The sequence below is a fragment of the Amylibacter sp. SFDW26 genome (assembly GCF_009184395.1).
Taxonomy (GTDB): domain Bacteria; phylum Pseudomonadota; class Alphaproteobacteria; order Rhodobacterales; family Rhodobacteraceae; genus Amylibacter.
Genome location: NZ_WEIC01000001.1, coordinates 265,495 through 287,952 on the forward strand (window position 1 = coordinate 265,495; position 22,458 = coordinate 287,952).

Sequence of the window (22,458 nt, forward strand, 5' to 3'; positions counted from 1 at the left end):
TTACTCTGCTGCAGGTTCCAGCTTATCTTGAGTATTCGTCTCAAAATCACTGGCATCGTGGCGTTCACGCAATTGCTTTGATGGATCACCCCATGAACGGTTCACCATTTTACCGCGCTTAACCGCTGGGCGTTCTGCGATCTGTTTTGTCCAGCGCATCAAGTTTGTGTAGCTTTCCACGTCTAAAAACTCTGCCGCATCATAAACAAGGCCCAGAACCACGGCGCCGTACCATGGGAAAATCGCCATGTCGGCAATTGTGTATTCGTCACCACACATATATTCATTATCGGCTAGGTGACGATCCAACACGTCCAATTGGCGTTTGGTTTCCATGGTGAAACGGTCAATCGGGTATTGCATTTTATAAGGGGCATAAGCGTAGAAATGGCCAAAGCCACCGCCCAAATAGGGGGCGCTGCCCATTTGCCAGAACAACCAGTTCATGCATTCTGCACGCTTGGCAGGGTCTTTGGGCATGAAGTGTCCGAATTTTTCGGCCAGATACAGCAGGATTGAACCAGATTCGAACAAACGTGTGGGTGTGTCTGTGCTGTGATCCATCATCGCTGGGATTTTAGAGTTTGGGTTGATGTCCACAAAACCGCTGCTGAATTGATCGCCTTCACCGATGTTAATTAGGTATGCATCGTATTCAGCACCTTTTTCACCCAGTTCCAGTAATTCTTCCAACATGACGGTCACTTTCACGCCATTTGGAGTACCTAAGGAATGCAATTGAAGGGGGTGCTTGCCGACTGGTAATTCTTTGTCATGTGTCGGGCCAGCTATGGGGCGGTTGATGTTGGCGAATTGACCGCCATTGTTTTGTTCCCATTTCCAGACTTTTGGTGGTTCGTATGTTTCATCAGTCATTGTGTGTATTTCCGTAATTCATGTGGCTGTGCGAAATGCTATGCCTTTGCCCGACCTTAATCCCAGCATTTGGGGAAGTTCAATGTGCGTTTTTCAATAGGGAATGTGCGTCATATGAAAACATGGGGTTTGGTGGCATATACGTTGCGTTATCACGATAATATGAATTTCACTCATGCTTTGGGGGTGTAAATTGGCAATGAAAACACGACGCCGCAGCATTGAAATACGACTTGCGGTACCTGTGAGAATCAAGTAAGTTTCTTATAGGAAACATCGGGAGACGCTGGCAAGATGAAATTGTCAGGGCCGAAGGAGCAACCGCCTCGGAAACTCTCAGGCAAAAGGACCGATGTTTTGACATAAACTCTGGAGAGAGGTGCATATGCATCCGCCGAAGGGATAATGATCTCAGGCACCATGACAGAGGAGGCACCTAAGCATCGCAAACGCGCGATGGCGGATTTAAATATAGGGTGCCCAATGGCTGATCTAAAACAAACACCTCTGCATGCTATGCATACAGACCTTGGTGCCAAAATGGTGCCTTTTGCAGGTTATGATATGCCTGTTCAATATCCCATGGGCGTTATGAAAGAGCATATTCACACGCGTGAACATGCAGGGCTTTTTGATGTTAGCCATATGGGGCAGGTGATTATTCGCGCGAAATCGGGTGATGTGCGCGATGCAGCGCTGGAATTAGAACGATTGGTTCCAATGAATATCGCTGATCTGGGTGAAAACCGTCAGCGATATGCTTTTTTTACCAACGATAAGGGCGGCATTCTGGATGATTTGATGGTTGCGAACCGCGGCGATCATTTGTTTCTGGTTGTGAATGCAGCCTGTAAAGAAGATGATATTTTGCATCTGCGCGCGCATTTGTTGGACAGTTGCGATATTGAGGTGATCACAGATCGTGCGCTGATTGCTCTGCAAGGACCTGCATCTGAGGCTGCTTTATCGCGCTTATCAGATGATGTGGCTGCAATGTGCTTTATGGATGTGGCGACAACGCAAATTATGGGCGCGGAATGCTGGGTGTCTCGGTCTGGATATACAGGCGAAGACGGTTATGAAATTTCAGTGCCAAATGACAAAGCTGTTGAAGTTGCGGCTGCTTTGTTGGCGATGGAAGAAGTCGCCCCAATCGGTTTGGGTGCGCGTGACAGTTTACGCCTTGAAGCCGGTCTTTGTTTGTATGGCAACGATATTGATACAACCACAACACCTGTTGAAGCTGACTTAAAATGGGCCATTCAAAAGGCGCGGCGTGCAGGTGGCGACCGTGAAGGCGGATTTATTGGTGCAGATGCGATATTGGCGCAATTCGAAAAGGGTGCGGATCATAAACGTGTTGGCATCAAGCCAGAAGGCCGTGCACCTATGCGCCAAGGTACGGTTCTCTTTGCGGATGAAACATCTGCCAACCCGATTGGGGAGATCACTTCGGGTGGTTTTGGACCTTCCTTTGAGGGGCCTGTTTCCATGGGGTATGTCCCCGTTGAATTTTCAAACATAGGAACGCAAGTTTTTGCAGATGTGCGGGGCAAAAGGATGCCTGCAACTGTGCATGATTTGCCGTTCATTCCAGCCAATTTCAAACGCTAGACCAACAGGAGAGATGAGATGAAATTTACAGAAGAGCACGAATGGCTAAGACCAGAAGGTGATGTCGTTGTTGTGGGGATCACAGAACACGCAGCCGAAGCACTGGGCGAGATTGTTTTTGTAGAGCTGCCAGAGGCGGATACGGAAGTCAGCAAAGATGACGATGCTGTTGTGATCGAAAGTGTAAAAGCTGCATCCGATATTTTAGCGCCATTGGACGGCACAATTGTCGAAGTGAATGAAGCTTTGGTCGAAAACCCTGGCCTGATCAACGAAGACCCAATGGAGGGTGCTTGGTTTTTCAAAATGAAGCTAAATGACCCGTCAGAAATGGACGGATTGCTTGACGAAAACGCCTATAAAGCCTTGATCGGCTAACCTTAGATTTCAGGACTGTTCCCATGACCTATAAGTTAACTGACTACCAACCTTATGACTTTGCCAACCGTCGCCATATTGGCCCATCCCCTGCAGAAATGGAGGAGATGTTAAAGGTTGTCGGTGCCAAATCACTGGATGATTTGATTGACCAAACTGTTCCAAAAAGCATTCGCCAAGAAAAGCCATTGGTTTGGGATGCTTTGACAGAACGCGCGATGCTGTCGCGTATGCGTGATATTGCGGCGATGAATAAGGTACATATGTCACTGTTGGGACAAGGGTATCATGGGACTGTTACGCCACCTGCTATTCAACGAAATATCTTGGAAAACCCTGCGTGGTATACGGCCTATACGCCTTATCAACCTGAAATCAGTCAGGGTCGTTTGGAAGCTTTGTTGAATTTCCAAACCATGATCACGGATTTGACAGGTATGGAAATCGCTAACGCATCTTTGCTGGACGAAGCGACGGCTTGTGCTGAAGCGATGACAATGGGGCAGCGCGTGGCGAAGTCTAAAGCGAAGGCGTTTTTTGTGGATGAAAATTGTCATCCGCAAAATATTGACGTGATGAAAACACGCGCTGAACCTTTAGGTATTGAAGTTATCGTGGGTAATCCTGATGACATGGAAGCGGACAAAGTGTTTGGCGCTATTTTCCAATATCCTGGTACTTATGGCCATGTGCGCGATTTCACCGATTTGATTGCGGCTTTACATGAAAATAAAGCGGTTGGGATTATTTCGGCTGATCCTATGTCACTGACTTTATTGAAAGAACCGGGCGCAATGGGCGCTGATATTGCAGTGGGTAACACGCAACGATTTGGCGTGCCAATGGGCTATGGCGGGCCGCATGCGGCTTATATGGCGACAAAGGAAGCGTATAAACGGTCAATGCCGGGACGTTTGGTTGGTGTGTCTGTGGATGCACGGGGCAACAAGGCATACCGTTTGGCACTGCAAACACGTGAACAACATATCCGTCGTGAAAAAGCCACGTCGAACGTATGTACGGCACAGGCTTTGTTGGCTGTCATGGCGTCCATGTACGGTGTGTTCCACGGTCCTGATGGGTTGAAAGCGATTGCACAGCGTATTCACTGGCTGACAGCGCGATTGGCTAAAGGCATTGAAAGCATGGGCTTTACCATCGATCCTGTTGAGTTTTTTGACACGATCACCGTGGATGTGGGTTCTATGCAAACCATCGTTATGCGCTCTGCACGTATGGAGAATGTAAACCTGCGGGCTGTTGGTACAGATAAAGTCGGTATCACAATGGATGAAGCAGCGTCTGATAAGACGTTAAACGCTGTATGGCGTGCGTTTGGTTTGGCGAAAAAGAACTTCCCTGCTGATGCAGAATTCCGTTTGCCAACTGGCATGGAACGCGAAACTGAATATATGACGCATCCGATTTTCCACATGAACAGATCAGAGGCAGAGATGACACGCTACATGCGCCGTCTTGCCGATCGTGATTTGGCTTTGGACCGCGCCATGATCCCGCTTGGGTCATGTACAATGAAGCTGAATTCTGCGGCTGAAATGATGCCTATCACGTCTTATGGTTTTGCGAATATGCATCCTTTTGCACCTAAATCACAGGCGGCAGGGTATACATATCTGATTGATGACCTGTCCGAGAAACTTTGTGAAATAACGGGTTATGATGCGATTTCTATGCAGCCGAACTCTGGTGCGCAGGGTGAGTTTGCAGGATTGTTAACCATTGCAGCCTATCACAAAGCCAACGGCGACGATCATCGTAACGTTTGTCTGATCCCAACGTCAGCACATGGAACGAACCCTGCGTCTGCTCAAATGGTTGGGTATAAAGTGGTTGTTGTGCAATCTGCGGAAAACGGTGACATCGATATTGAAGATTTCCGTGCCAAAGCAGAACAACATTCCGAAAACTTAGCCGCTTGTATGATCACATATCCATCGACACATGGTGTGTTCGAGGAAGGTGTGCGCGAGGTTTGCCAAATCACACACGATCATGGCGGTCAGGTCTATATGGATGGGGCCAATATGAACGCGATGGTTGGTCTGTCGAAACCGGGTGATATTGGGGGGGATGTCAGTCACTTAAATCTGCACAAAACGTTCTGCATCCCCCATGGCGGTGGTGGTCCAGGTATGGGGCCGATTGGTGTGAAATCGCATTTGATCGACCATCTGCCAGGACATGGTGAAACAAGTAACTCCAATGGGGCTGTATCCGCTGCACCTTATGGATCGCCTAGTTTACTGCCGATTTCATGGGCGTATTGCCTGATGATGGGTGGTGAAGGCATGACGCAAGCGACGAAGTTTGCCATTTTGAACGCAAACTATATCGCGAAACGTTTGGAAGGCGCTTATGAAATCTTGTACCGTGGCCCGAATGGCCGTGTGGCGCATGAATGTATCGTTGATACGCGGCCCTTGGCGGACAGTTCTGGTGTGACGGTTGATGATATCGCCAAACGTTTGGTGGATTGTGGTTTCCACGCGCCAACAATGTCTTTCCCAGTGGCGGGTACATTGATGATTGAACCAACGGAATCTGAACCAAAGGCCGAAATCGACCGTTTCTGTGATGCAATGTTGGCCATACGCGCCGAGGCACAAGATATCGAAGATGGGAAGTTGCCCCAAGACAACAACCCATTGTGCAATGCGCCACACACAATGGAAGACTTGGTTGGCGATTGGGATCGCCCATACAGCCGCGAACAGGGGTGTTTCCCACCAGGATCATTCAAGGTGGATAAATACTGGGCACCTGTGAACCGTGTGGATAATGCGTATGGGGACCGTAACCTGATCTGTGCGTGCCCGCCGATGGAAGATTATATGGAAGCGGCTGAGTAAAAACATCTTTAGCAACCCTGCTGAGATGTAGGGTTGCTTTATGTGTACAGTGCGTCTTGAATAGCATGTGACTTTAAAGGTTATATGCAATGACGAACTCTATTCTTTCACAACCTCTTAAATTGCCATGCGGTATTAACCTTAGAAATCGAATTTCTAGAAGTGCCATGACTGAAGCATTGGCCGATCGTCGTGACGTTCCCACAGAAGCTCATCAGACTTTATACAAACGGTGGTCTGAAGGCGGGTTGGCTGTTCAGCTTACTGGTAATGTTATGGTCGATAGACGTTATCTTGAACGGCCTGGCAATGTTGTGGTTGAGGATGAGCAAGACCTTGACGCATTACAACAATGGGCCGCAGCTGCAAAATCTGGCGGTAGTCAGATTTGGATGCAGATTAGCCATCCCGGTCGCCAATGTCCGATTGTTGTAAATACGCGACCACTTTCGCCTTCAAGCGAAAAGCTTCGTATCTTGGGGCTTTTTGGCAAGCCAAAAGAAATGACGGTAGGTGATATAGACGATGCTATTCGTCGCTATGCTAGAACTGCTGAAATTGCACAAAAGGCGGGTTTTGATGGTGTACAGATACATAGTGCCCATGGCTATTTGATCAGTCAGTTCCTATCACCCATAACGAACCACCGCAGTGATGAATGGGGCGGTTCTTTGGAAAACCGTGCGCGGTTTTTACGACGTGTTTTTGCCGAAGTCCGTGGAGCCGTTGGTTCAAGTTTCCCCATCGCGGTTAAATTGAATTCTGCTGACTTTCAAAAAGGCGGTTTCACTCTGGAAGAATGTGCACAAGTTGCAAAGTGGCTGGAAGCAGATGGGATAGATTTAATCGAGCTTTCAGGTGGGACTTATGAGCAAATGAGCTTTGTGAATGGGACACAAGAAGAACGGCGTGAAAGTACGCAAAAGCGTGAAGCCTATTTTTTGGAATATGCCCGAGAAGTACGTAAAGCGGTGAAAATACCGATCATGGTAACTGGCGGATTTCGCAGCCGTTCTGCTATGGAACGTGCTCTTACCGAAGATGGTATTGATATGATAGGTTTGGCGCGTCCGACCTGTGTGCAACCTGACGCAGCTACGCTGCTTATTGATGGCGCGGTGGATCAAGTTGGTATTGAAGAGGATGGGTTGGTTATAGGACGCGGCCGTTTTGGTATGAATGCGCAAAATTGGCTAATTAATCTTGTTAACACCGTTTCACGTGTCGAATATTACGCGTGGCAGATGAATAGGATGTCACGTGGTCAGTTGCCCCAAACAAAGGCGCGCAACAATGCGATTGGCTATTTTATCTGGTATCTTAACCGTACCACGATGCTTGGTTTGCGCCGAAAGATAACGCGCAGATAACCCCGCTGTGGAACGGGATTATCTGTAGTTCATGATGATTACTCGAACCAACTATCAACAATTGCCGCATTTTCATCGACCCATTGTGCAGCAAATGCAGCAGGGTCCTGCTTTTCAACAGCCAATGCATATGTCATCGCGGACAGTGTATCTGTATCTAAGGATACTTTTGCTAACATTGCCGCTGCTTTTGGCTGATCTGTCTCTAAAGACGTCGCATAACTGACATTCAAAGTTGCTGTATCCCAAGCGACGCCTGCCGTTGATTTTTCCAACCAACCAGGTGTGGGCGAGGGTGGTACGATGGTCCATTTGTTGGAGTCGTAAGCGGGCTCTTTGAGGACAACCAGATCATGTTCAGCGAACATGTGGTGTGGGGTGTAACAGAAAAAGACGATATTTTTATTCTCCTGAACTGCGGCGCCCACTTCGGCCAAGGCTTCGACCTCTTCCATAACTTTGAGTGTCATTGTGTTGTCATAGCCATAAGATCGCGCACGAATGCGTTCGATGGGGGTTGATCCCCAACCGTCTGCGCCAATCCATATGTCACCTTTGCCGTCACCGTCAGCGTCGAACTTTTGCGCCATACTTGGATTGTTCAACTCTTGCAGTTCTACAATCCCAGTTCTTTCTACTGTTCCTTGTGTCACGCACATTGCTTGCGTTCCAATAGCACCGCTTGGGTGCATCTTGACGGTTTTCTTGGCATCGACATACTCGCGCTTAAGATGGTCAATGTTGGGCAGCCATGCTTCTGGATGGACATGGATTGAACCAGCGTCCATTGCATCGAAGACTGCTTTATTTGACCCAGTTTTAAGTTCGACACTAAGATCAAGTTTGTTTTCTAGTGCCACCTTCAGAACATGAGCCGTGGCTTGAACGGACGGCCAGTTAGGAACCCCAATGACAACATCGGCAGCAAGTGAGGCCGAGCTATATACTGACATTGCGGCGACGCTGCAAAGCGCCAATAGCTTGTTTGAGTGCATATCGTATTCCTCCATAATTAGGGTGAATCGATCAACGACATGACTTCGGAGTTGAACCCATACCGTCAATCGTTTGTGGGTTTACTGTATACTAAAAACTGCAAGATTTCCACTGTTAGGCGGAATAAGGGTATTTAGATGGTTTCAACTTTGCACCAAGTGCATCCCAATCTTTCCATGTTGGATACGTTATTGGCGATGTGTCATTAAGGGACATAAGTCGCTCCACTAAGTTCGATTTGTGTTGTTCAAGACGTAGCTTATTCGTTGCTTCATCATCAGTTGCATATCCGTGGCCCTGAACACTTGTAGCTAAAAATGGGGGGAGTATGGTGAACCCCATATAGTGAAGCGAGTATTGTGTGGGCCAAAAGAGTTGGTCTATTTCTCCGCCACGACACCCTGGCCCTAATGCAACATCTGGAGCGCCGATTGTTGCAGAGCACATTGTTTTCTTACCCTTAAAGTGACCGCGATCATAACGTTTGCTACTTGTGTACAAGCCACCGCTTACAAAAACGCGGTCTATCCACCCTTTCAAAATAGCAGGGGTGCTGTGCCACCAGATTGGAAATTGGAACATTACGAAATCGGCTTTTTCTAACAGTGCAATATGACGCTTAACATCTTCAGGTAATGAGCCGTTGTTATAAGCGTGTCGTTGTTCGCCTAAAGCAGAGAAGGCTTTTGTACTTTCTCTATCTGTATAATGCGCTGGCCCTTCGCATGCTGCAAAACCTTCCCCGTATAGATCAGCTATCTCAACGGAGTAGCCCTGTTTTTCTAATGTAATTTTGGCAAGGTCTGCGAGAGCACCATTGAACGAGTTTCGTTCTGGATGGCAGAGGATTATCAGGGCGTTCATAATGTTTCACCGTATTTTAAAGATTGATTATGAAAAAATAATCCTTACATTTTTGTAAGTAAATCCGATAAATATGTAATGGTGTATTGCAAATATGTACAAAGGTCTTTCATGGGATGACATGTGTTTGGTGCATGCTATCGTCGAAACGGGAACACTTTCAGGGGCATCACGTGTCTTAGGTGTGAGCCACCCTACGGTTTTTAGGAAGTTGAATACTCTTGAAGAGAAGATGGATGTTTTGTTTTTCAACAGGGCGCGAAATGGGTATTCTGCCACAGCAGCCGCAGAAGAGGTTCGTGACCTTTATGTGAAGCTCCAAGACGAGGTTAATATGGTAGAACGCCGTATTGCGGGACGGGACTTACGCCCCTCTGGTACAGTACGGATAACAACAACGGATTCATTGCTTTATGGTTGGCTTACGCCAGTTTTGGCTGAATTTCACAAAGCTTATACAGATATCACACTGGAAGTTGTTGTTTCAAACGATGTTCTAAATCTTACAAAGCGCGAAGCAGATATAGCGTTGCGCCCAATCTCTGCGCCGACAGGGGCTTTGAGTAGTAAGAGGGTGGGAACTATTTCACAGGCCGTATACGGCGCGCGCTTTGATGCCGAACAGTTGAACTGGATTGGCCCTGACGACAGTATTTTTTATCCAGTTTTACAACATTGGATGGAGAAAACAGGGCATGATAGCAGTTGTGTCTATAGGACGAATTCCGTTTTAGATATGTATGTTGCGGTTAAATCTGGAATTGGGAAGTCGGTTTTACCTTGTTATCTTGGAGATAGCAGTTCTGATCTTGTTAAGCATGGTCAGGATATATCTGAGCTTGCCACCGATTTGTGGTTAATTACGCATCCAGATTTACGGAAAGCGGAACGTGTACGAGTGCTTTTTGAACATATCGCGACTTCTGCTTTGGCATTCCCATAGATTGTAATTCGGGTTGCGCATATCTTCTGCTGGTAAATTGACAAAAGAATTTGGCGGGTTACTTTTTGTATGAGGAGGTTTGCAAATGGATCAACATTCGATTGCCGTTGGAAAACTCAAGAATATTGGGCCGACTGTTGCTCGCCGTTTAAATGAAATAGGTATTCATTCGAAAAGTGACCTTGAAAGGGTCGGTGTGGTTACCGCATATTGCGAGGTTAAACAGCGATATCCAGAGGCAAGCATTCCCGTATGCTATTATCTTTATTCTTTGGAAGGGGCGTTGAAAAATCAGCATTGGGATGAAATCGGTGATGATGTAAAGCTTTCGCTTAAGGAACGTGCCAATCGTTTTTGGAATGCTCTGAGCTAAAAATACGGACAGAGATATACCTGCGGACGTTTAGGTCTTATTGAATTTTGACACGTGCATGTCACACAGCCAAACTTCTGCCCATATCAGGGCTTAACACGGGCCTAATCCCTGCGTATAAGGCGCGTGAAGACAACTTGGACGACCAAAATGCGGACAGCTAAAATCAGCCGTGATACGGCAGAGACAAAGATCAGTGTCGAGATTAATCTTGATGGCACTGGTGTGTATGACAATGAAACAGGTGTGGGCTTTTTTGACCATATGCTGGATCAACTGTCGCGCCATGCTTTGATTGATATGAAAGTGCGTGCCAAGGGTGATTTGCACATTGATGAACACCACACGGTGGAAGATGTGGGCATTGCGCTGGGCAAGGCTTTGTCTCAGGCTGTTGGTGATAAAAAAGGTATCCGCCGTTATGGTTCTTGCCTGTTGCCAATGGATGATGCTTTGGTGCGTTCTGCGCTGGATATTTCTGGGCGTCCATATTTGGTTTGGAATGTTGAGATTCCAACAGCCAAAATCGGGACGTTTGATACAGAGCTTGTACGTGAATTTTTCACGGCATTCGCGATGCAAGGCGGTTTGACGTTGCACGTGGAAAGCTTGGATGGGTTTAACAGCCACCATATTGTGGAAGCGGCGTTTAAATCTGTGGCGCAAGCGTTGCGTGTGGCGCTGGAAACAGATCCGCGCAAAGCCAATGATATTCCTTCTACCAAAGGGACTTTGTCCGAATGACCACTGTTATTGTTGATTACAATTCGGGTAATTTACGATCAGCTGAGAAAAGTTTCCAACGCATGGCATCCGAATTGGATGCGGGTGATGTGATTGTGACGGCTGATCCTGATGTGGTGCGCAAAGCGGACCGTGTTGTTTTGCCAGGTGTCGGGGCTTTTGCTGATTGTCGCCGTGAGTTGGGCGCAATCGATGGATTGTTTGGTGCGTGCGAAGAGCATGTAAAATCGGGCGACCCTTTCATGGGCATTTGTGTGGGTATGCAAATGATGGCCACAGTGGGGCGTGAGCATGGGGACCATGCTGGGTTTGACTGGATCAAGGGTGAGGTTGTGAAACTGGCACCTGCGAATGACAGTCTGAAAATCCCACATATGGGGTGGAATGCTTTGGATAATATCGCGGATCACGCGGTGTTGGATGGCATTACTGCACAAGACCACGTTTATTTTGTGCACAGTTATCACCTGTTACCAGAAAATCCTGATGATCTGTTGGCAACGGTTGAATATGGTGAAGCGATCACTGCTGTTGTCGGACGTGATAATATCATAGGCACGCAGTTTCACCCTGAAAAAAGCCAAGCGACGGGTTTGAAGTTGATTGGCAACTTCCTGAAATGGGCGCCTTGATTTGAGACCGTCAATTGCAGAATTGATTTCTCAGTTTCCGCATGAGGGACAGGTTGATTGGATTGGGGTGCGTCCTGAACGTAAAGCGACGTTATTAGAGCCGACTTCTGTTCAAGCGCGGTTTATTGGGTTGGAGGGCGATCACCGATCTACGGCGGGAAAACGCGCGGTGACGTTGATACAAACTGAACATTTGGATTTGATCCGCAGATTTGTCAGATCAGATGACATCACTTTTGCGGATTTACGTCGGAATATTGCTGTGAGTGGGGTCAATCTGTTGGCGTTGCGCCGTCAGATGATTGTGATTGGTGGTGCGGTTTTGCGTATCTCTGGCCCCTGTGCGCCGTGTAGCCGTATGGAAACTATTATGGGGCAGGGCGGGTATAATGCCATGCGTGGGCATGGCGGTGTAACTGCTGAGGTTGTTACCGAAGGTTTGATATCTATAGGCGATAGCGTTCGTCATCAACTTGATGATTAGGCAATAAAAAACCAGCCAGTTGAGAACAACGAGCTGGTTTTGAATTCATATAGAAACGTTTACTTAACGCGTGTCCATTTACCGCCGTCACGACAGATTGGACCAATGCAGCCTTTGATTGCCAATGTATTGCCGCTCAACTGCATTTTAGATTTATACGTTTTGTCACGATCTGGTGACCAAACTTTGCCGCCAGCGTAATAGCCGTCGCCTTGGTTTGTCATATTCCAGATGATGTTTTTACCAACGTTGTCTGATTTTAACTCACTGCCATCTGGGTTGAAGGATTTCACCAACTTACCACAAATTGTGTCGCCGCATTGTGCAACTGCGATATGGCCGAAGTTTCCGTTGTCGTCCTTAGCTGTTTTCCATGTGCCGAATACATCGTCAGCAAATGCAGGCGCTGTCATTAGAGCCGCTGTTGCGATTAATGCTAGTTTTTTCATGATTATGTCTCCCTTAATCCTGCATAGCTTGCAAAATCACCCCTTGGTGCGTCAAGAAGAACGTTAGGTTACATCACTCTTTGCAATCCTTCGCCGATCAGGTATCAGGCATCAAAATCACGTTAATTACAGGTAAAACCATGATCCTATACCCCGCAATCGACCTTAAAGACGGTAACTGCGTACGTTTGTACAAAGGGGAAATGGAGCAAGCGACTGTTTTTAATGATAATCCAGCGGCTCAAGCCCAAGCTTTTGCTGATGCAGGTTGTGAATGGTTGCACTTGGTCGATTTGAACGGCGCCTTTGCGGGCGAACCAGTGAATGCGGCACCTGTTGAAGAGATTCTAAAGACTGTAAAGGTACCAGCACAATTGGGTGGCGGGATCAGGGATTTAGGCACAATCGAGACTTGGTTGGAAAAAGGCTTGTCTCGTGTGATCCTTGGCACTGTGGCTGTTGAGAACCCTGAATTGGTGCGTGAAGCCGCACGTAAGTTTGAAGGTCATGTCGCTGTGGGTATTGATGCGCGTAACGGGATGGTTGCGACACGTGGCTGGGCCGAGGAAACAGATGTAGAGATCACAGATCTTGCGCGTCAGTTTGAAGATGCCGGTGTGGCGGCGATTATTTACACAGACATCAACCGCGATGGTGCCATGCAGGGGCCGAATGTAGAAGCAACGGCTGCCTTGGCGCATGCCGTGTCTATCCCTGTGATTGCTTCGGGTGGTGTGTCCTCTATGGATGATCTGCGCGCTTTGAAAGATTGCGGTGCACCGCTGGACGGGGCAATTTCTGGGCGTGCGCTTTATGATGGTGCTATTAACGTGCCAGAAGCAGCCGCATTGCTGAAAGGTTAATACCTATGCTCAAAACACGCATCATCCCTTGTTTAGACGTCAAAGACGGCCGTGTGGTCAAAGGGGTTAACTTTGTTGATCTGATTGATGCAGGCGATCCAGTGGAGAGTGCCAAGGCTTATGATGCCGCTGGTGCGGATGAATTGTGTTTTCTGGATATTGCCGCAACTGTTGAAAATCGTGGTACGATGTTTGATGTGGCGCGGCGTACAGCAGAGCAATGCTTTATGCCGCTGACCATTGGTGGCGGTGTGCGCGTGCCCGAAGATGTACGCAATCTGTTATTGGCTGGTGCGGACAAGGTTAGCTTTAACTCTGCTGCTGTTGCTAACCCAGAAGTGGTGGCAGACAGTGCAAATCGGTTTGGTTCCCAATGTATTGTGGTGGCGATTGATGCAAAGACCGTATCACCCGGTAAGTGGGAAATCTTTACCCATGGTGGGCGCAAAGGTACGGGTATTGATGCGATTGAGTTTGCCAAGCTTGTTGAAAGTAAAGGGGCAGGGGAAATTTTGCTGACCAGCATGGATCGTGATGGCACACGCGATGGCTATAATCTGCCTTTGACGCGTGCAATTGCGGATGCGGTAGGCATTCCTGTGATTGCTTCGGGTGGTGTTGGTAACTTGGATCACTTGGTTGCAGGTGTGACCGAAGGGCATGCTTCTGCGGTTTTAGCGGCTTCTATCTTCCATTTTGGCGATTACACGATAAAAGAAGCAAAAGAGCATATGGCTGCGGCTGGTGTTCCTGTAAGATTATAGAGATAGATCATGGCAAATGTCCTAACGCGCCTTGCGCGCACAATTGAAAGTCGCAAAGGCGAGGATGAAGCAAAATCCTATGCTGCTAAATTGTTCAAACGCGGCCCTGAAAAATGTGCCGAGAAATTTGGCGAAGAAGCCATTGAAGCGATCATTGCAGCGACTAAGGGTGATAAACAGAACCTAAAAGAAGAAGCGGCAGATGTGATTTTTCACCTGTTTGTTATGCTGTCTTCGCGTGGTGTTTCCCTTGACGATGTATTGGAAGAGCTGGAACGCCGCGAAGGCACATCAGGTATTATTGAAAAACAGAACCGAAAGAAATAATCTTTAACGCAGCCAGAGGTTGCGTTTCTTGATGCGTTGACGAATAGCTTGTTCTTTGCGCGGTAGGTTATCACGGTCAAACATTTCACGAATGATTTCAGTGCCTTTTCTTTGGAATACCAATTTACGATAGGCTTCTGATTTTTTCATGACCTTTTTAATTTTATTTGGTGCGACTGCACGCTCTAAAGCGTCGATAGCTTCATCGGATTCTCGAGCATACAACAGGGGTAATGTACGGTAATGACAGGCAACCTCACCATCCAATTGTAATTGAGACTCCGTGGGGCGCCCACCGCCCAGTTTACTGATCACAAGGGGTAGGGCGACTTGGTCTAACCATGGATTAAACTCTTGTGTGCAAACTTCATAGGGTGGATCGCGCATGATTTCAGTGGCGTAATTCAAGAAATGGTCTGCAAATTCGTGTGGGCATTTATAAAAGAACCACCCTGCATTGAAATACATATAACGTTCCCAATATTCATCAGGTTTGGTCATATCCAATGATTTTTCAAAATCTAGATCGAACTTATCGTACAAAGATTTCCATGTATCTGCGTAGCCTGGGCCATAAAGGTCAATTTCAGGCCAGGTGTTTGTGCGACGCATCGAGGCGGCTGGGCGATCAAAGTCGAAATCAACCTCATTTAGGCGACCTGTAAAGAGTGTATCTGTATCAAAGAAGATAAAAGGTTCACCTTTTGGCAGGGCCGTTAAGCCAACAATTTTATTACCGTATGGGTAATCGCTGCCAAAGACGTGGTTATTAAATGGGACTATTTCAGCGTCAAAACCTTCTAAGAGGCGGCGAATTTCATCACTGTCGATGGTTGGATCATAATTCCAGTTTTCAGTGTGCTGTGGTTCGCCAAAGATCAAACGGCCTTTGAAATTTGGGTGTTTATGGCGAAATGTTGCAGCGAAAGTCACAGCTTCATATTGTAATCGTCCACCTTGTATTATTGCGAAAACATTAAATTTATTTGCCACTGGATGCTCGTCTTTTATTCTATTTTCTAATGTATAGACACAGACGCGAAAAATTGGAATGCTATAGATAGTTATATGGGGGATTTTCTATGAAGCGCCTTTTGGTTTTGGCAGTATTGATATTGCCGACTACAGGTTTTGCGCAGTTGTTAGATGCTGCGAAAGTGCGTCCAATACTGAATATCACGAAAACACAATGGGTTGCTGTTCGTGAATGGGAAGGACGCGATCTGTTGTATTTCACACATCTTTTGACATGGCGATGCGGTTTGACGCGGATTGAGTATAGCGTGAATTCAACGGCTGCAGACCAAGTGTGGCGGTTTACACCATGCGATCCATCTGCGGCAAACCCAATGGCATTGCCACCTGAGCAGGTGATTTACAGGGGGTATGAGCTGAAATCTATTCAGAATGTAACGGTTAAAATCACTTATGATGATGGTGATACGGATATGATCAGTTATGATCGGAAAGCCATTCAAATTCAGTGATTAATCAAACCTATCTACGGCATAAGGGGATAGGTCTATATTGGTCGGTTTATCCAAAGCAATATCGCGGATGATTTGCCCCACTTTTGGACCCATTGTAATGCCCAAATGTTGCCCACCAAATGCGTAAATTACATTTGGTGCTGATTTTGTCCGACCAAACATCGGTAAGCTGTCAGCCAGCGTTGGGCGTGAACCCATCCATGTTCCTTTGCCATCCCAAGTTAGATCGGGGTAAACCTGTTTGATGCTTCTCTCTAAATAATCAATTGGGGATTTAGAAGCGGCTGTATCTAAAGGCGCGAATTCTGTCGTACCTGCACATCGTAGGCCATCTGCCATAGGTGTGAGACCGTATTTAGCATCTGTCACCATATAGGGCTGATCGGGTTTATGACTGGGGTTGCTGAGCATAATATGATAACCGCGTTCCCCTTGCAGTGGGATTTTGTGACCGAATGTTCTGGCCAGCTTTTGGGACCATGCGCCAGTCGCCAGAATGATCGTATTAGCGATATGTTCTTTACCACCTTTAAAGGTTACGCGGTCGGGGCCGATATCTACGACTTCTTTTTCTATAAATGTACCACCATTGGCTGTGAAATGGTTGGCAATACTGGCAACATATCCTGCGGGATCTGTTAACCAACCGTGATTTTGGAATGCTGCGCCGAATTTATAACTATCACCCAATGCTGGATCGCGTTCTTTGAGCTCAGCAAAGTCGCGTTCAATCCATTGAACGCCAAGTGATTTCTTTAAGTCGTTTATATAAATATCTGACAGGTAATTTGTTTTTTGAGGATAAAGAAATATGAATTCGCCCTTTTGAATAAATGCGGCGGCATTCGTGCCCTTAGTGAAGTTTATATGTTGATCGACTGTATCATAGATCAGGTTATTCATAGCTTGCATTGTCTGAGGGATGCGATCCTTCATTGCATTTCGTAAAACAGGTATAGCCCATGGCATAAGCTTAAATAGATAAGACCATTTGATGTTCACTGGGCTGTCTTTTGACAATAACCATTTGGGTATTTGCGATATCATCGCTTGATCAAGGATGGGTGCAATGGCTTCGCGGGCAAGAATGCCTGCATTGCCATAAGATGTTTGTGCGGGATCCCCTGGGCGCATCCGATCCACCAATGTAACGGATTGATCTGCGCGGCGCAGAGCCTCTGCAATACAGACGCCTGTGATGCCTGCGCCAATGACGAGTATCTTTTGTTTCATATGAAAGCTTCATCTTATCTGAAAGAGGTTGTCAATTATATGAAGTGTGCTTGATTTAATTGTATAATGCGAACATTCTATGTTAACTGTTTGTAACGAAAACGCTTTACATTTTTCGCCACTTACAAAATAGATTTTATGTCTCTTATCTTGTAAGGATAAAGTGAGCGCTTCACGTGCTTATATAGAGTGTGTAACATGGCAATATGCCATTTTTGGGAAATGGGTAGTCGTCTAGATGGTTGATATTCCAGGTAAAATGACGCTTTGGGCGATTGAGATTTTTGTGGCCGCTGTTGAAGAAGGCACGATTTCACTTGCTGCAAAGCGTTTGAATGCAAGCCCATCGTCGGTTTCACAGCAATTAACCAACCTTGAAGCCGCCCTTGGTGTGCTTTTGTTGAACCGTTCCTCGCGCCCAATGGAATTAACATCTGCGGGTGCATTGTTTTTGCGTCGTGCGGAAACAATCCTGGCAGAGGCCACGCAAGCCAAGGCTGAATTGGCTGTGTTTAATTATAGTCAAATGATCCGGCTGCGGTTGGGGATGATCGATGACTTTGATGCGGATGTGACACCCGCTTTGATGGCAGGGCTTTCCAAGAAGTTAACAGGCTGCCAATTTTTGCTGGAAAGTGGCTCTAGCTATCGTTTGGCGTCTGATCTTGAATCGCGCTTTATGGATGTGGTTGTTGCTGCTGATTTGGATATCACAGCGGATTGGATGGAAGTTCACCCGATCCTAACAGAGCCGTTCGTAGTGGCTGTTCCAAAGGGCACGGTTGACCCGAATAGCGATATTCTTTCGCAATTGCTGACATTGCCGTTCATTCGTTATTCATCGCGCCAAATGATGGGGCGCCAGATTGAGGCTCATTTATCGCGCCAACGTATCAACCTGCCAAATAAATTCGAATTCGACAGTTACCACGCGATCTTGTGCATGGTTTCGGCGGGTTCTGGTTGGACGATTACAACATCACTGGGTTATATGCGTGCACGCAGGTTTCATGATGATGTGGATATCCTGCCCTTGCCGTTCAAAGAATTGTCGCGGACAATTTCATTGATCGCGCGTAAAGGTGTTTTGGATACAGTTCCTTATGATATCGCACAGCAAATTCGCCCGCTTGTCACGTCAATGCTGGTGGATCCATGTGTTGAAAAATTTCCTTGGATGAAAGATAAACTGATCATCCAAGAATAGGGTAAAGGACTGATAAATCAGGCTGCTTTTCCAGATTTGATTTGTTCTACCGAGGCCAAAAGTACATCACCAATCGTGTTGACCTCTTCAAGCGTTAATGCTGCTGGAAGACGTACATCACATGCACGTGCCAGCATCGCTTTGGTTTTTGGTAATTCAGGTGTTTCTCCTAAGAATTTCCAATTCCAATAAGCGCGGGCGTTACCCGTGTGTAGGCCGAATATGCTGACAGGTACACCTTGTGTATGAGCTTCTGCCATAAAGGCTTGTGCTTGGCTGTTTGTGAAACCAATAAGGTTGAATTGAATGCTGTCTGGTGCGCGTTTTTCAGGTGCTAATGCTTCAGGCACATCGAAATAAGGGGAACTGTTCAGTTGGTTTGCAAGGCTGTCGTGATTGCGTAGGCCATCATCAACGCGGCGCTCAACCTCTTTTAACTGTGGGCGGATAACAGCGGCAGATAGGTTGCTCATACGTGTATTGTAAAGTGGTAGTTCGTTTTGGTATTTACTGAACGCGTTGCAATCTAGCCCATGTTTTTGCCAGTTACTTTCGTATGCACCAGACATGATCACACATTTAGCAATCATATCAGCATCGTCAGTGACCAAAATACCGCCTTCACCGCCGTTGACCAATTTGTAGGATTGGAAACTGAAGCAACCAACTTTGCCGATTGTTCCGATTTTTTGGCCGTTCCAAGTCGTGCCCAATGAATGAGCGGCATCTTCGATCAATGGAATGTCTTTTTCATCACAAAGCGCTTTGATTGCATCCATATCGGATGTGTGACCGCGCATGTGGCTGATGAGAACGGCTTCGATATCATCTGTGAATTTTGCAGCAAAGTCTTCTACATCGATACGATAATTATCGTTTACTTCGACCAAAACTGGGGTGCAATTTGCGTGAATGACTGCGGATGGAACCGCTGCGAATGTAAAGGCAGGGATCAGGACTTTGGCATTATGTGAAAGTTCTAAGCCGCGTAGTGTTAAGAATAGTGCCGCAGAACAAGAAGCCACAGCCAAAGCGTATTTAGAACCCATCATGGCGGCGAATTCTTTTTCCAACAGTGTTACTGGGGCATCTTCAGATGCGTGGTAACGGAATAAATCGCCGCTTTCTAAAAGGGCATCAATATAGGCGCGTGCTTCTTCTGGAATTGGCTCTGCTTGGTGGAAATTCTTCTTTAGCATAACATTCTTTCGTATTATCCGAAACTGAGTTTCGGTTTTTATAGATGTAATTTTATGCTGTGACTACCCAATAATTGCAACAGATTTATGAAAGGCGAATTAAAGCCCAAGTCGGTCGCGTAGAGCGTACCAAGTCATGGCTAAAACGAGACCTGGCCAGCGTAAATGCGCGCCACCTGGAAAGTTATGTGTGGGGATATGTGCCATGGCATCAAATTGTTCTGCGTTGCCTTGAATCGCGCGCGATACGATTTTTCCAGCCATCGTTGCCATGCCAACACCGTGACCTGAATAACCAGATAGAGAATAACATGTTGAGCTAAGTCTTTGAAAGTTAGGCATTCTATTCAATGTAATGCCGAGTGTGCCGCCCCATGCATATTCGATCTTGGCGTTTTTTAATTGCGGATAAACCTCTAGCATGGGTTTGCGCACAAGGGATGCGATGTCTTTTGGAAAACGGTAACCATAGGTTTCACCACCCCCAAACAGCATGCGGTTGTCTGCGCTGCGTCTGAAATAGTTTACAACGAATTTACTATCAGCCACGGCGACGTCTTGTGCGATTAAACTTTCGGCCATGTCTTGTTCCAATGGCTCGGTTGCAGCGATGAAATTGTTGATTGGCATGACTTTTGCGGCTGTTTTGCCCTCAAGTTTGCCCAAGTAGCCATTGCAGGCATAAATCAGGTTGGTTGCTGTGACATGTCCTTGTTTGGTGCATATTTGATGGGTGCTGTTACGTTGAACTTTGGTTACTTCTGAGGTTTCATAAATTTGAACACCGGCGCTTGCAGCGGCCTTTGCTAACCCTAAAGCGTAGTTTAGAGGGTGCAGATGTGCGCCCCCCATATCCAATGTACCACCATGATAAGCCTCTGATCCGATCAATGCACGGGTCTGGTCAAAATCGAGTGCTGTGATTTTATCATAGCCGTAATCACGGTTTAATTTTTCAACATAAGCATGATCATGCCCAACATCAGACGCATGCCAATTGGCGTGTGCGATACCATCGCGCAGATCGCACTCTATGTTATGCGTTTTGATTAAGCCACGCGCGGTATCCGTGGCTTCTAACGCGATGTTCCAAAGTTTTTTGGCTGGGCCTATACCCAGCAGTTTTTCCAGATAATCTTGCTCTTGGTTATGCCCGCTGCCCAATTGCCCACCATTGCGCCCAGAAGCACCCCAGCCAACGCGGTGGGCTTCTAAAACAGCAACTTTAAACCCTGCTTGGGCTAAGTGCAGTGCGGCTGATAAGCCTGTATAACCGCCCCCGATAATGCAGACATCTGCCTTTACGGCACCCTTTAAGGTCGGGAAGGGCACTAATGTGTTTGCTGTGGCTGCATACCAGCTGTTGGGATATGTGCCTAAACTATCATTTGAATGAAGGAGGTCCATCAGACACTCATAAGCAAATGTTCACGCTCCCACGGGGAAATCACTTGCTGGAACTCTTCATTTTCTGCCGTTTTAATAGCACGGTAAATTCTTACGAAATGTTCGCCCATTACGTCTGCTAATTCTGGACAATCATCCAATAGAACCAGTGCGTCATGGATTGTTTCTGGAATTTGGCTGTGCCCAAAGTATGCAACGCCTTTGGCGGCTTTGCGTGGCTGAATGCCTTTTTTCATACCCAAATATCCGCAAGCAAGACTTGCAGCTATGGCGATATATGGATTGCAATCCATACCTGCAACGCGGTTTTCGACACGGCGTGCTGCTGGCACTGATGTTGGGATGCGAATGCCTGTTGTACGATTATCAGCGGCCCATTCCAGATTGGTTGGGGCCGAGTATTCGGCAACGAAACGGCGGTATGAATTCACATAAGGTGCGATAAAAGCCAATCCAGCCGGTAGATATTCTTGTAGACCGCCAATGAAATGATTGTGCAAATCTGTGGCTTTGCCTTTTTCATCTGTGAACAAATTTTTGCCTGTCTTTGGATCAACGATTGAATGATGGATATGCATCGCAGATCCAGGCTGGTCCGCCATAGGTTTTGCCATGAACGTGGCAAAGCAATTGTGACGTAATGCGGCTTCTTTGATCAAGCGTTTAAAATAGAACACTTCATCAGCCAATCTGAGTGGATCACCATGTTTCAGATTGATTTCTATCTGACCGCCACCTCCTTCTTGGATAATCGTGTCGATTTCTAAACCTTGGGCTTCGGCAAAATCATATATGTCGTCAATGACAGGCCCGTATTCATCAACTGCTGACATGGAATAGGATTGTTGGCTTGCCGCAGGGCGACCTGTGCGCCCGATCATTGGTTCGATTGGAACATTTGGATCAACGTTAGGGCTGACCAGATAAAATTCCATTTCAGGCGCTACAACTGGCACCCAGCCCTCTTTTTCGTAAAGAGCGATAACGCGTTTCAATACATTGCGCGGCACCATTGGAATTGGTTTGCCTTTTTGATCCTCAACGTCGTGGATCACTTGAAGTGTGATGTCGCCTGTCCAAGGGGCCGCTGTGGCAGAGGAAAAATCTGGTTTTAACACCATATCACCTTCGACATATTGGTCTTTTAGATCGTCAATGTCGGCGTAACCGCCAGTAACTGTTTGGTAGTAAATAACATCAGGCATGTACATATGGTCCATGCTTGAAAACTTGAGCGCAGGCATAGCTTTGCCGCGCGCAATCCCTGTGGTGTCTGCAACGATGCATTCCACTTCTTCCAGTCTGCGTCCGTTGATATAGTCGCGTGCAGCTTGCGGTATTTGATCCAGCCAGTCATTTTGCGTGCTCATGATGT

23 protein-coding genes and 1 riboswitch are annotated in these 22,458 nt (G+C 46.8%); of the genes, 14 read left to right on the top strand and 9 right to left on the bottom strand.

Features of this window, described 5'->3' with window-relative positions; all coding sequences use genetic code 11:
* Complete coding sequence (yghU, locus tag F9L33_RS01400) at nt 1-876, bottom strand: glutathione-dependent disulfide-bond oxidoreductase (RefSeq protein ID WP_152140949.1); 876 nt, start codon at nt 874-876, stop codon at nt 1-3.
* A 267-nt stretch (nt 877-1,143) separates the two neighbouring features.
* Nucleotides 1,144-1,238, top strand: a riboswitch (glycine riboswitch).
* 121 nt (nt 1,239-1,359) lie between these two features.
* Between yghU and gcvT the strand changes: the two genes are divergently transcribed.
* From gcvT to F9L33_RS01420, 4 genes are all read left to right on the top strand, one after another.
* Nucleotides 1,360-2,490: a glycine cleavage system aminomethyltransferase GcvT gene (gene gcvT / locus F9L33_RS01405; RefSeq protein ID WP_152140950.1), complete on the top strand. Its 1,131-nt coding sequence runs from the start codon at nt 1,360-1,362 to the stop codon at nt 2,488-2,490.
* Between the two features lie 18 nt (nt 2,491-2,508).
* Nucleotides 2,509-2,868, top strand: a complete 360-nt coding sequence (gene gcvH, locus F9L33_RS01410) for a glycine cleavage system protein GcvH (protein ID WP_152140951.1) — start codon at nt 2,509-2,511, stop codon at nt 2,866-2,868.
* A gap of 23 nt (nt 2,869-2,891) precedes the next feature.
* The gene (gene gcvP, locus F9L33_RS01415) at nt 2,892-5,738 is read left to right on the top strand and encodes an aminomethyl-transferring glycine dehydrogenase (RefSeq protein ID WP_152140952.1); all 2,847 of its coding nucleotides are present in this window, start codon (nt 2,892-2,894) and stop codon (nt 5,736-5,738) included.
* A gap of 89 nt (nt 5,739-5,827) precedes the next feature.
* Nucleotides 5,828-7,108: an NADH:flavin oxidoreductase/NADH oxidase family protein gene (locus F9L33_RS01420; protein ID WP_152140953.1), complete on the top strand. Its 1,281-nt coding sequence runs from the start codon at nt 5,828-5,830 to the stop codon at nt 7,106-7,108.
* A gap of 38 nt (nt 7,109-7,146) precedes the next feature.
* Here the strand turns inward: F9L33_RS01420 and F9L33_RS01425 are convergent, their stop codons facing one another.
* Both F9L33_RS01425 and F9L33_RS01430 read right to left on the bottom strand, forming a co-directional pair.
* A complete protein-coding gene (locus F9L33_RS01425) occupies nt 7,147-8,103 on the bottom strand; it encodes a glycine betaine ABC transporter substrate-binding protein (protein ID WP_152140954.1) in 957 nt (318 codons plus the stop codon).
* A gap of 115 nt (nt 8,104-8,218) precedes the next feature.
* On the bottom strand, nt 8,219-8,968 hold the full coding sequence (locus F9L33_RS01430; protein WP_152140955.1) for an NAD(P)H-dependent oxidoreductase: 750 nt from the start codon (nt 8,966-8,968) through the stop codon (nt 8,219-8,221).
* Nucleotides 8,969-9,062: 94 nt separating this feature from the next.
* Here F9L33_RS01430 and F9L33_RS01435 point away from each other — a divergent pair, with 94 nt between their 5' ends.
* From F9L33_RS01435 to F9L33_RS01455, 5 genes are all read left to right on the top strand, one after another.
* A complete protein-coding gene (locus F9L33_RS01435) occupies nt 9,063-9,911 on the top strand; it encodes a LysR family transcriptional regulator (protein WP_152140956.1) in 849 nt (282 codons plus the stop codon).
* A gap of 85 nt (nt 9,912-9,996) precedes the next feature.
* Nucleotides 9,997-10,284, top strand: a complete 288-nt coding sequence (locus tag F9L33_RS01440; protein ID WP_152140957.1) for a TfoX/Sxy family protein — start codon at nt 9,997-9,999, stop codon at nt 10,282-10,284.
* A 150-nt stretch (nt 10,285-10,434) separates the two neighbouring features.
* Nucleotides 10,435-11,028: an imidazoleglycerol-phosphate dehydratase HisB gene (hisB, locus tag F9L33_RS01445; RefSeq protein WP_152140958.1), complete on the top strand. Its 594-nt coding sequence runs from the start codon at nt 10,435-10,437 to the stop codon at nt 11,026-11,028.
* On the top strand, nt 11,025-11,660 hold the full coding sequence (hisH, locus tag F9L33_RS01450) for an imidazole glycerol phosphate synthase subunit HisH (protein ID WP_152140959.1): 636 nt from the start codon (nt 11,025-11,027) through the stop codon (nt 11,658-11,660). The genes hisB and hisH overlap by 4 nt, the downstream gene beginning before the upstream one ends.
* Nucleotide 11,661: 1 nt before the next feature.
* Nucleotides 11,662-12,144, top strand: coding sequence for an MOSC domain-containing protein (locus tag F9L33_RS01455; protein WP_152140960.1), 483 nt, complete (start codon nt 11,662-11,664; stop codon nt 12,142-12,144).
* 59 nt (nt 12,145-12,203) lie between these two features.
* On the opposite strand, the gene F9L33_RS01460 is transcribed toward F9L33_RS01455, so the two are convergent.
* Complete coding sequence (locus tag F9L33_RS01460; RefSeq protein ID WP_152140961.1) at nt 12,204-12,593, bottom strand: DUF2147 domain-containing protein; 390 nt, start codon at nt 12,591-12,593, stop codon at nt 12,204-12,206.
* A gap of 140 nt (nt 12,594-12,733) precedes the next feature.
* Here F9L33_RS01460 and hisA point away from each other — a divergent pair, with 140 nt between their 5' ends.
* The 3 genes from hisA to F9L33_RS01475 are packed head-to-tail and all read left to right on the top strand — an operon-like array spanning nt 12,734 to nt 14,547.
* On the top strand, nt 12,734-13,456 hold the full coding sequence (gene hisA, locus F9L33_RS01465) for a 1-(5-phosphoribosyl)-5-[(5-phosphoribosylamino)methylideneamino]imidazole-4-carboxamide isomerase (RefSeq protein ID WP_152141869.1): 723 nt from the start codon (nt 12,734-12,736) through the stop codon (nt 13,454-13,456).
* 5 nt (nt 13,457-13,461) lie between these two features.
* Complete coding sequence (gene hisF / locus F9L33_RS01470) at nt 13,462-14,220, top strand: imidazole glycerol phosphate synthase subunit HisF (protein WP_152140962.1); 759 nt, start codon at nt 13,462-13,464, stop codon at nt 14,218-14,220.
* Nucleotides 14,221-14,229: 9 nt separating this feature from the next.
* Nucleotides 14,230-14,547: a phosphoribosyl-ATP diphosphatase gene (locus F9L33_RS01475; RefSeq protein ID WP_152140963.1), complete on the top strand. Its 318-nt coding sequence runs from the start codon at nt 14,230-14,232 to the stop codon at nt 14,545-14,547.
* 3 nt (nt 14,548-14,550) lie between these two features.
* Here the strand turns inward: F9L33_RS01475 and F9L33_RS01480 are convergent, their stop codons facing one another.
* Entirely contained in the window at nt 14,551-15,540 is a 990-nt protein-coding gene (locus F9L33_RS01480; RefSeq protein WP_193221931.1) for a hypothetical protein, read from the bottom strand.
* An 89-nt stretch (nt 15,541-15,629) separates the two neighbouring features.
* Between F9L33_RS01480 and F9L33_RS01485 the strand changes: the two genes are divergently transcribed.
* Nucleotides 15,630-16,034, top strand: a complete 405-nt coding sequence (locus F9L33_RS01485; RefSeq protein ID WP_152140965.1) for a hypothetical protein — start codon at nt 15,630-15,632, stop codon at nt 16,032-16,034.
* Here the strand turns inward: F9L33_RS01485 and F9L33_RS01490 are convergent, their stop codons facing one another.
* A complete protein-coding gene (locus tag F9L33_RS01490) occupies nt 16,035-17,270 on the bottom strand; it encodes an FAD-binding oxidoreductase (protein WP_152140966.1) in 1,236 nt (411 codons plus the stop codon). It lies immediately after the preceding gene.
* A gap of 238 nt (nt 17,271-17,508) precedes the next feature.
* On the opposite strand from F9L33_RS01490, the gene F9L33_RS01495 reads away from it, so the two are divergent.
* Complete coding sequence (locus F9L33_RS01495) at nt 17,509-18,477, top strand: LysR family transcriptional regulator (RefSeq protein WP_152140967.1); 969 nt, start codon at nt 17,509-17,511, stop codon at nt 18,475-18,477.
* 17 nt (nt 18,478-18,494) lie between these two features.
* On the opposite strand, the gene F9L33_RS01500 is transcribed toward F9L33_RS01495, so the two are convergent.
* From F9L33_RS01500 to F9L33_RS01510, 3 genes are all read right to left on the bottom strand, one after another.
* Nucleotides 18,495-19,676 carry a DegT/DnrJ/EryC1/StrS aminotransferase family protein gene (locus tag F9L33_RS01500; RefSeq protein ID WP_152140968.1) on the bottom strand — a complete coding sequence of 394 codons (1,182 nt, stop codon included), beginning with the start codon at nt 19,674-19,676 and terminating at the stop codon, nt 18,495-18,497.
* 99 nt (nt 19,677-19,775) lie between these two features.
* Nucleotides 19,776-21,083, bottom strand: coding sequence for an FAD-binding oxidoreductase (locus F9L33_RS01505; RefSeq protein ID WP_152140969.1), 1,308 nt, complete (start codon nt 21,081-21,083; stop codon nt 19,776-19,778).
* Nucleotides 21,083-22,453, bottom strand: coding sequence for a glutamine synthetase family protein (locus F9L33_RS01510; protein WP_152140970.1), 1,371 nt, complete (start codon nt 22,451-22,453; stop codon nt 21,083-21,085). Before F9L33_RS01510 ends, F9L33_RS01505 begins: the two co-directional genes overlap by 1 nt.
* Nucleotides 22,454-22,458 lie beyond the last annotated feature (5 nt).

Excerpts from the sequence above, each read along its gene's own strand:
- hisH (WP_152140959.1), top strand. The coding sequence starts at position 11,025 with ATGACCACTGTTATTGTTGATTACAATTCGGGTAATTTACGATCAGCT.
- F9L33_RS01435 (WP_152140956.1), top strand. The coding sequence starts at position 9,063 with ATGTACAAAGGTCTTTCATGGGATGACATGTGTTTGGTGCATGCTATC.
- F9L33_RS01430 (WP_152140955.1), bottom strand. The coding sequence starts at position 8,968 with ATGAACGCCCTGATAATCCTCTGCCATCCAGAACGAAACTCGTTCAAT.
- F9L33_RS01510 (WP_152140970.1), bottom strand. The coding sequence starts at position 22,453 with ATGAGCACGCAAAATGACTGGCTGGATCAAATACCGCAAGCTGCACGC.
- hisF (WP_152140962.1), top strand. The coding sequence starts at position 13,462 with ATGCTCAAAACACGCATCATCCCTTGTTTAGACGTCAAAGACGGCCGT.
- F9L33_RS01425 (WP_152140954.1), bottom strand. The coding sequence starts at position 8,103 with ATGCACTCAAACAAGCTATTGGCGCTTTGCAGCGTCGCCGCAATGTCA.
- gcvP (WP_152140952.1), top strand. The coding sequence starts at position 2,892 with ATGACCTATAAGTTAACTGACTACCAACCTTATGACTTTGCCAACCGT.
- F9L33_RS01460 (WP_152140961.1), bottom strand. The coding sequence starts at position 12,593 with ATGAAAAAACTAGCATTAATCGCAACAGCGGCTCTAATGACAGCGCCT.
- yghU (WP_152140949.1), bottom strand. The coding sequence starts at position 876 with ATGACTGATGAAACATACGAACCACCAAAAGTCTGGAAATGGGAACAA.
- F9L33_RS01475 (WP_152140963.1), top strand. The coding sequence starts at position 14,230 with ATGGCAAATGTCCTAACGCGCCTTGCGCGCACAATTGAAAGTCGCAAA.
- F9L33_RS01500 (WP_152140968.1), bottom strand. The coding sequence starts at position 19,676 with ATGCTAAAGAAGAATTTCCACCAAGCAGAGCCAATTCCAGAAGAAGCA.
- F9L33_RS01495 (WP_152140967.1), top strand. The coding sequence starts at position 17,509 with ATGGTTGATATTCCAGGTAAAATGACGCTTTGGGCGATTGAGATTTTT.
- gcvT (WP_152140950.1), top strand. The coding sequence starts at position 1,360 with ATGGCTGATCTAAAACAAACACCTCTGCATGCTATGCATACAGACCTT.
- F9L33_RS01490 (WP_152140966.1), bottom strand. The coding sequence starts at position 17,270 with ATGAAACAAAAGATACTCGTCATTGGCGCAGGCATCACAGGCGTCTGT.
- hisA (WP_152141869.1), top strand. The coding sequence starts at position 12,734 with ATGATCCTATACCCCGCAATCGACCTTAAAGACGGTAACTGCGTACGT.
- F9L33_RS01440 (WP_152140957.1), top strand. The coding sequence starts at position 9,997 with ATGGATCAACATTCGATTGCCGTTGGAAAACTCAAGAATATTGGGCCG.
- gcvH (WP_152140951.1), top strand. The coding sequence starts at position 2,509 with ATGAAATTTACAGAAGAGCACGAATGGCTAAGACCAGAAGGTGATGTC.
- F9L33_RS01485 (WP_152140965.1), top strand. The coding sequence starts at position 15,630 with ATGAAGCGCCTTTTGGTTTTGGCAGTATTGATATTGCCGACTACAGGT.
- F9L33_RS01420 (WP_152140953.1), top strand. The coding sequence starts at position 5,828 with ATGACGAACTCTATTCTTTCACAACCTCTTAAATTGCCATGCGGTATT.
- F9L33_RS01505 (WP_152140969.1), bottom strand. The coding sequence starts at position 21,083 with ATGGACCTCCTTCATTCAAATGATAGTTTAGGCACATATCCCAACAGC.
- hisB (WP_152140958.1), top strand. The coding sequence starts at position 10,435 with ATGCGGACAGCTAAAATCAGCCGTGATACGGCAGAGACAAAGATCAGT.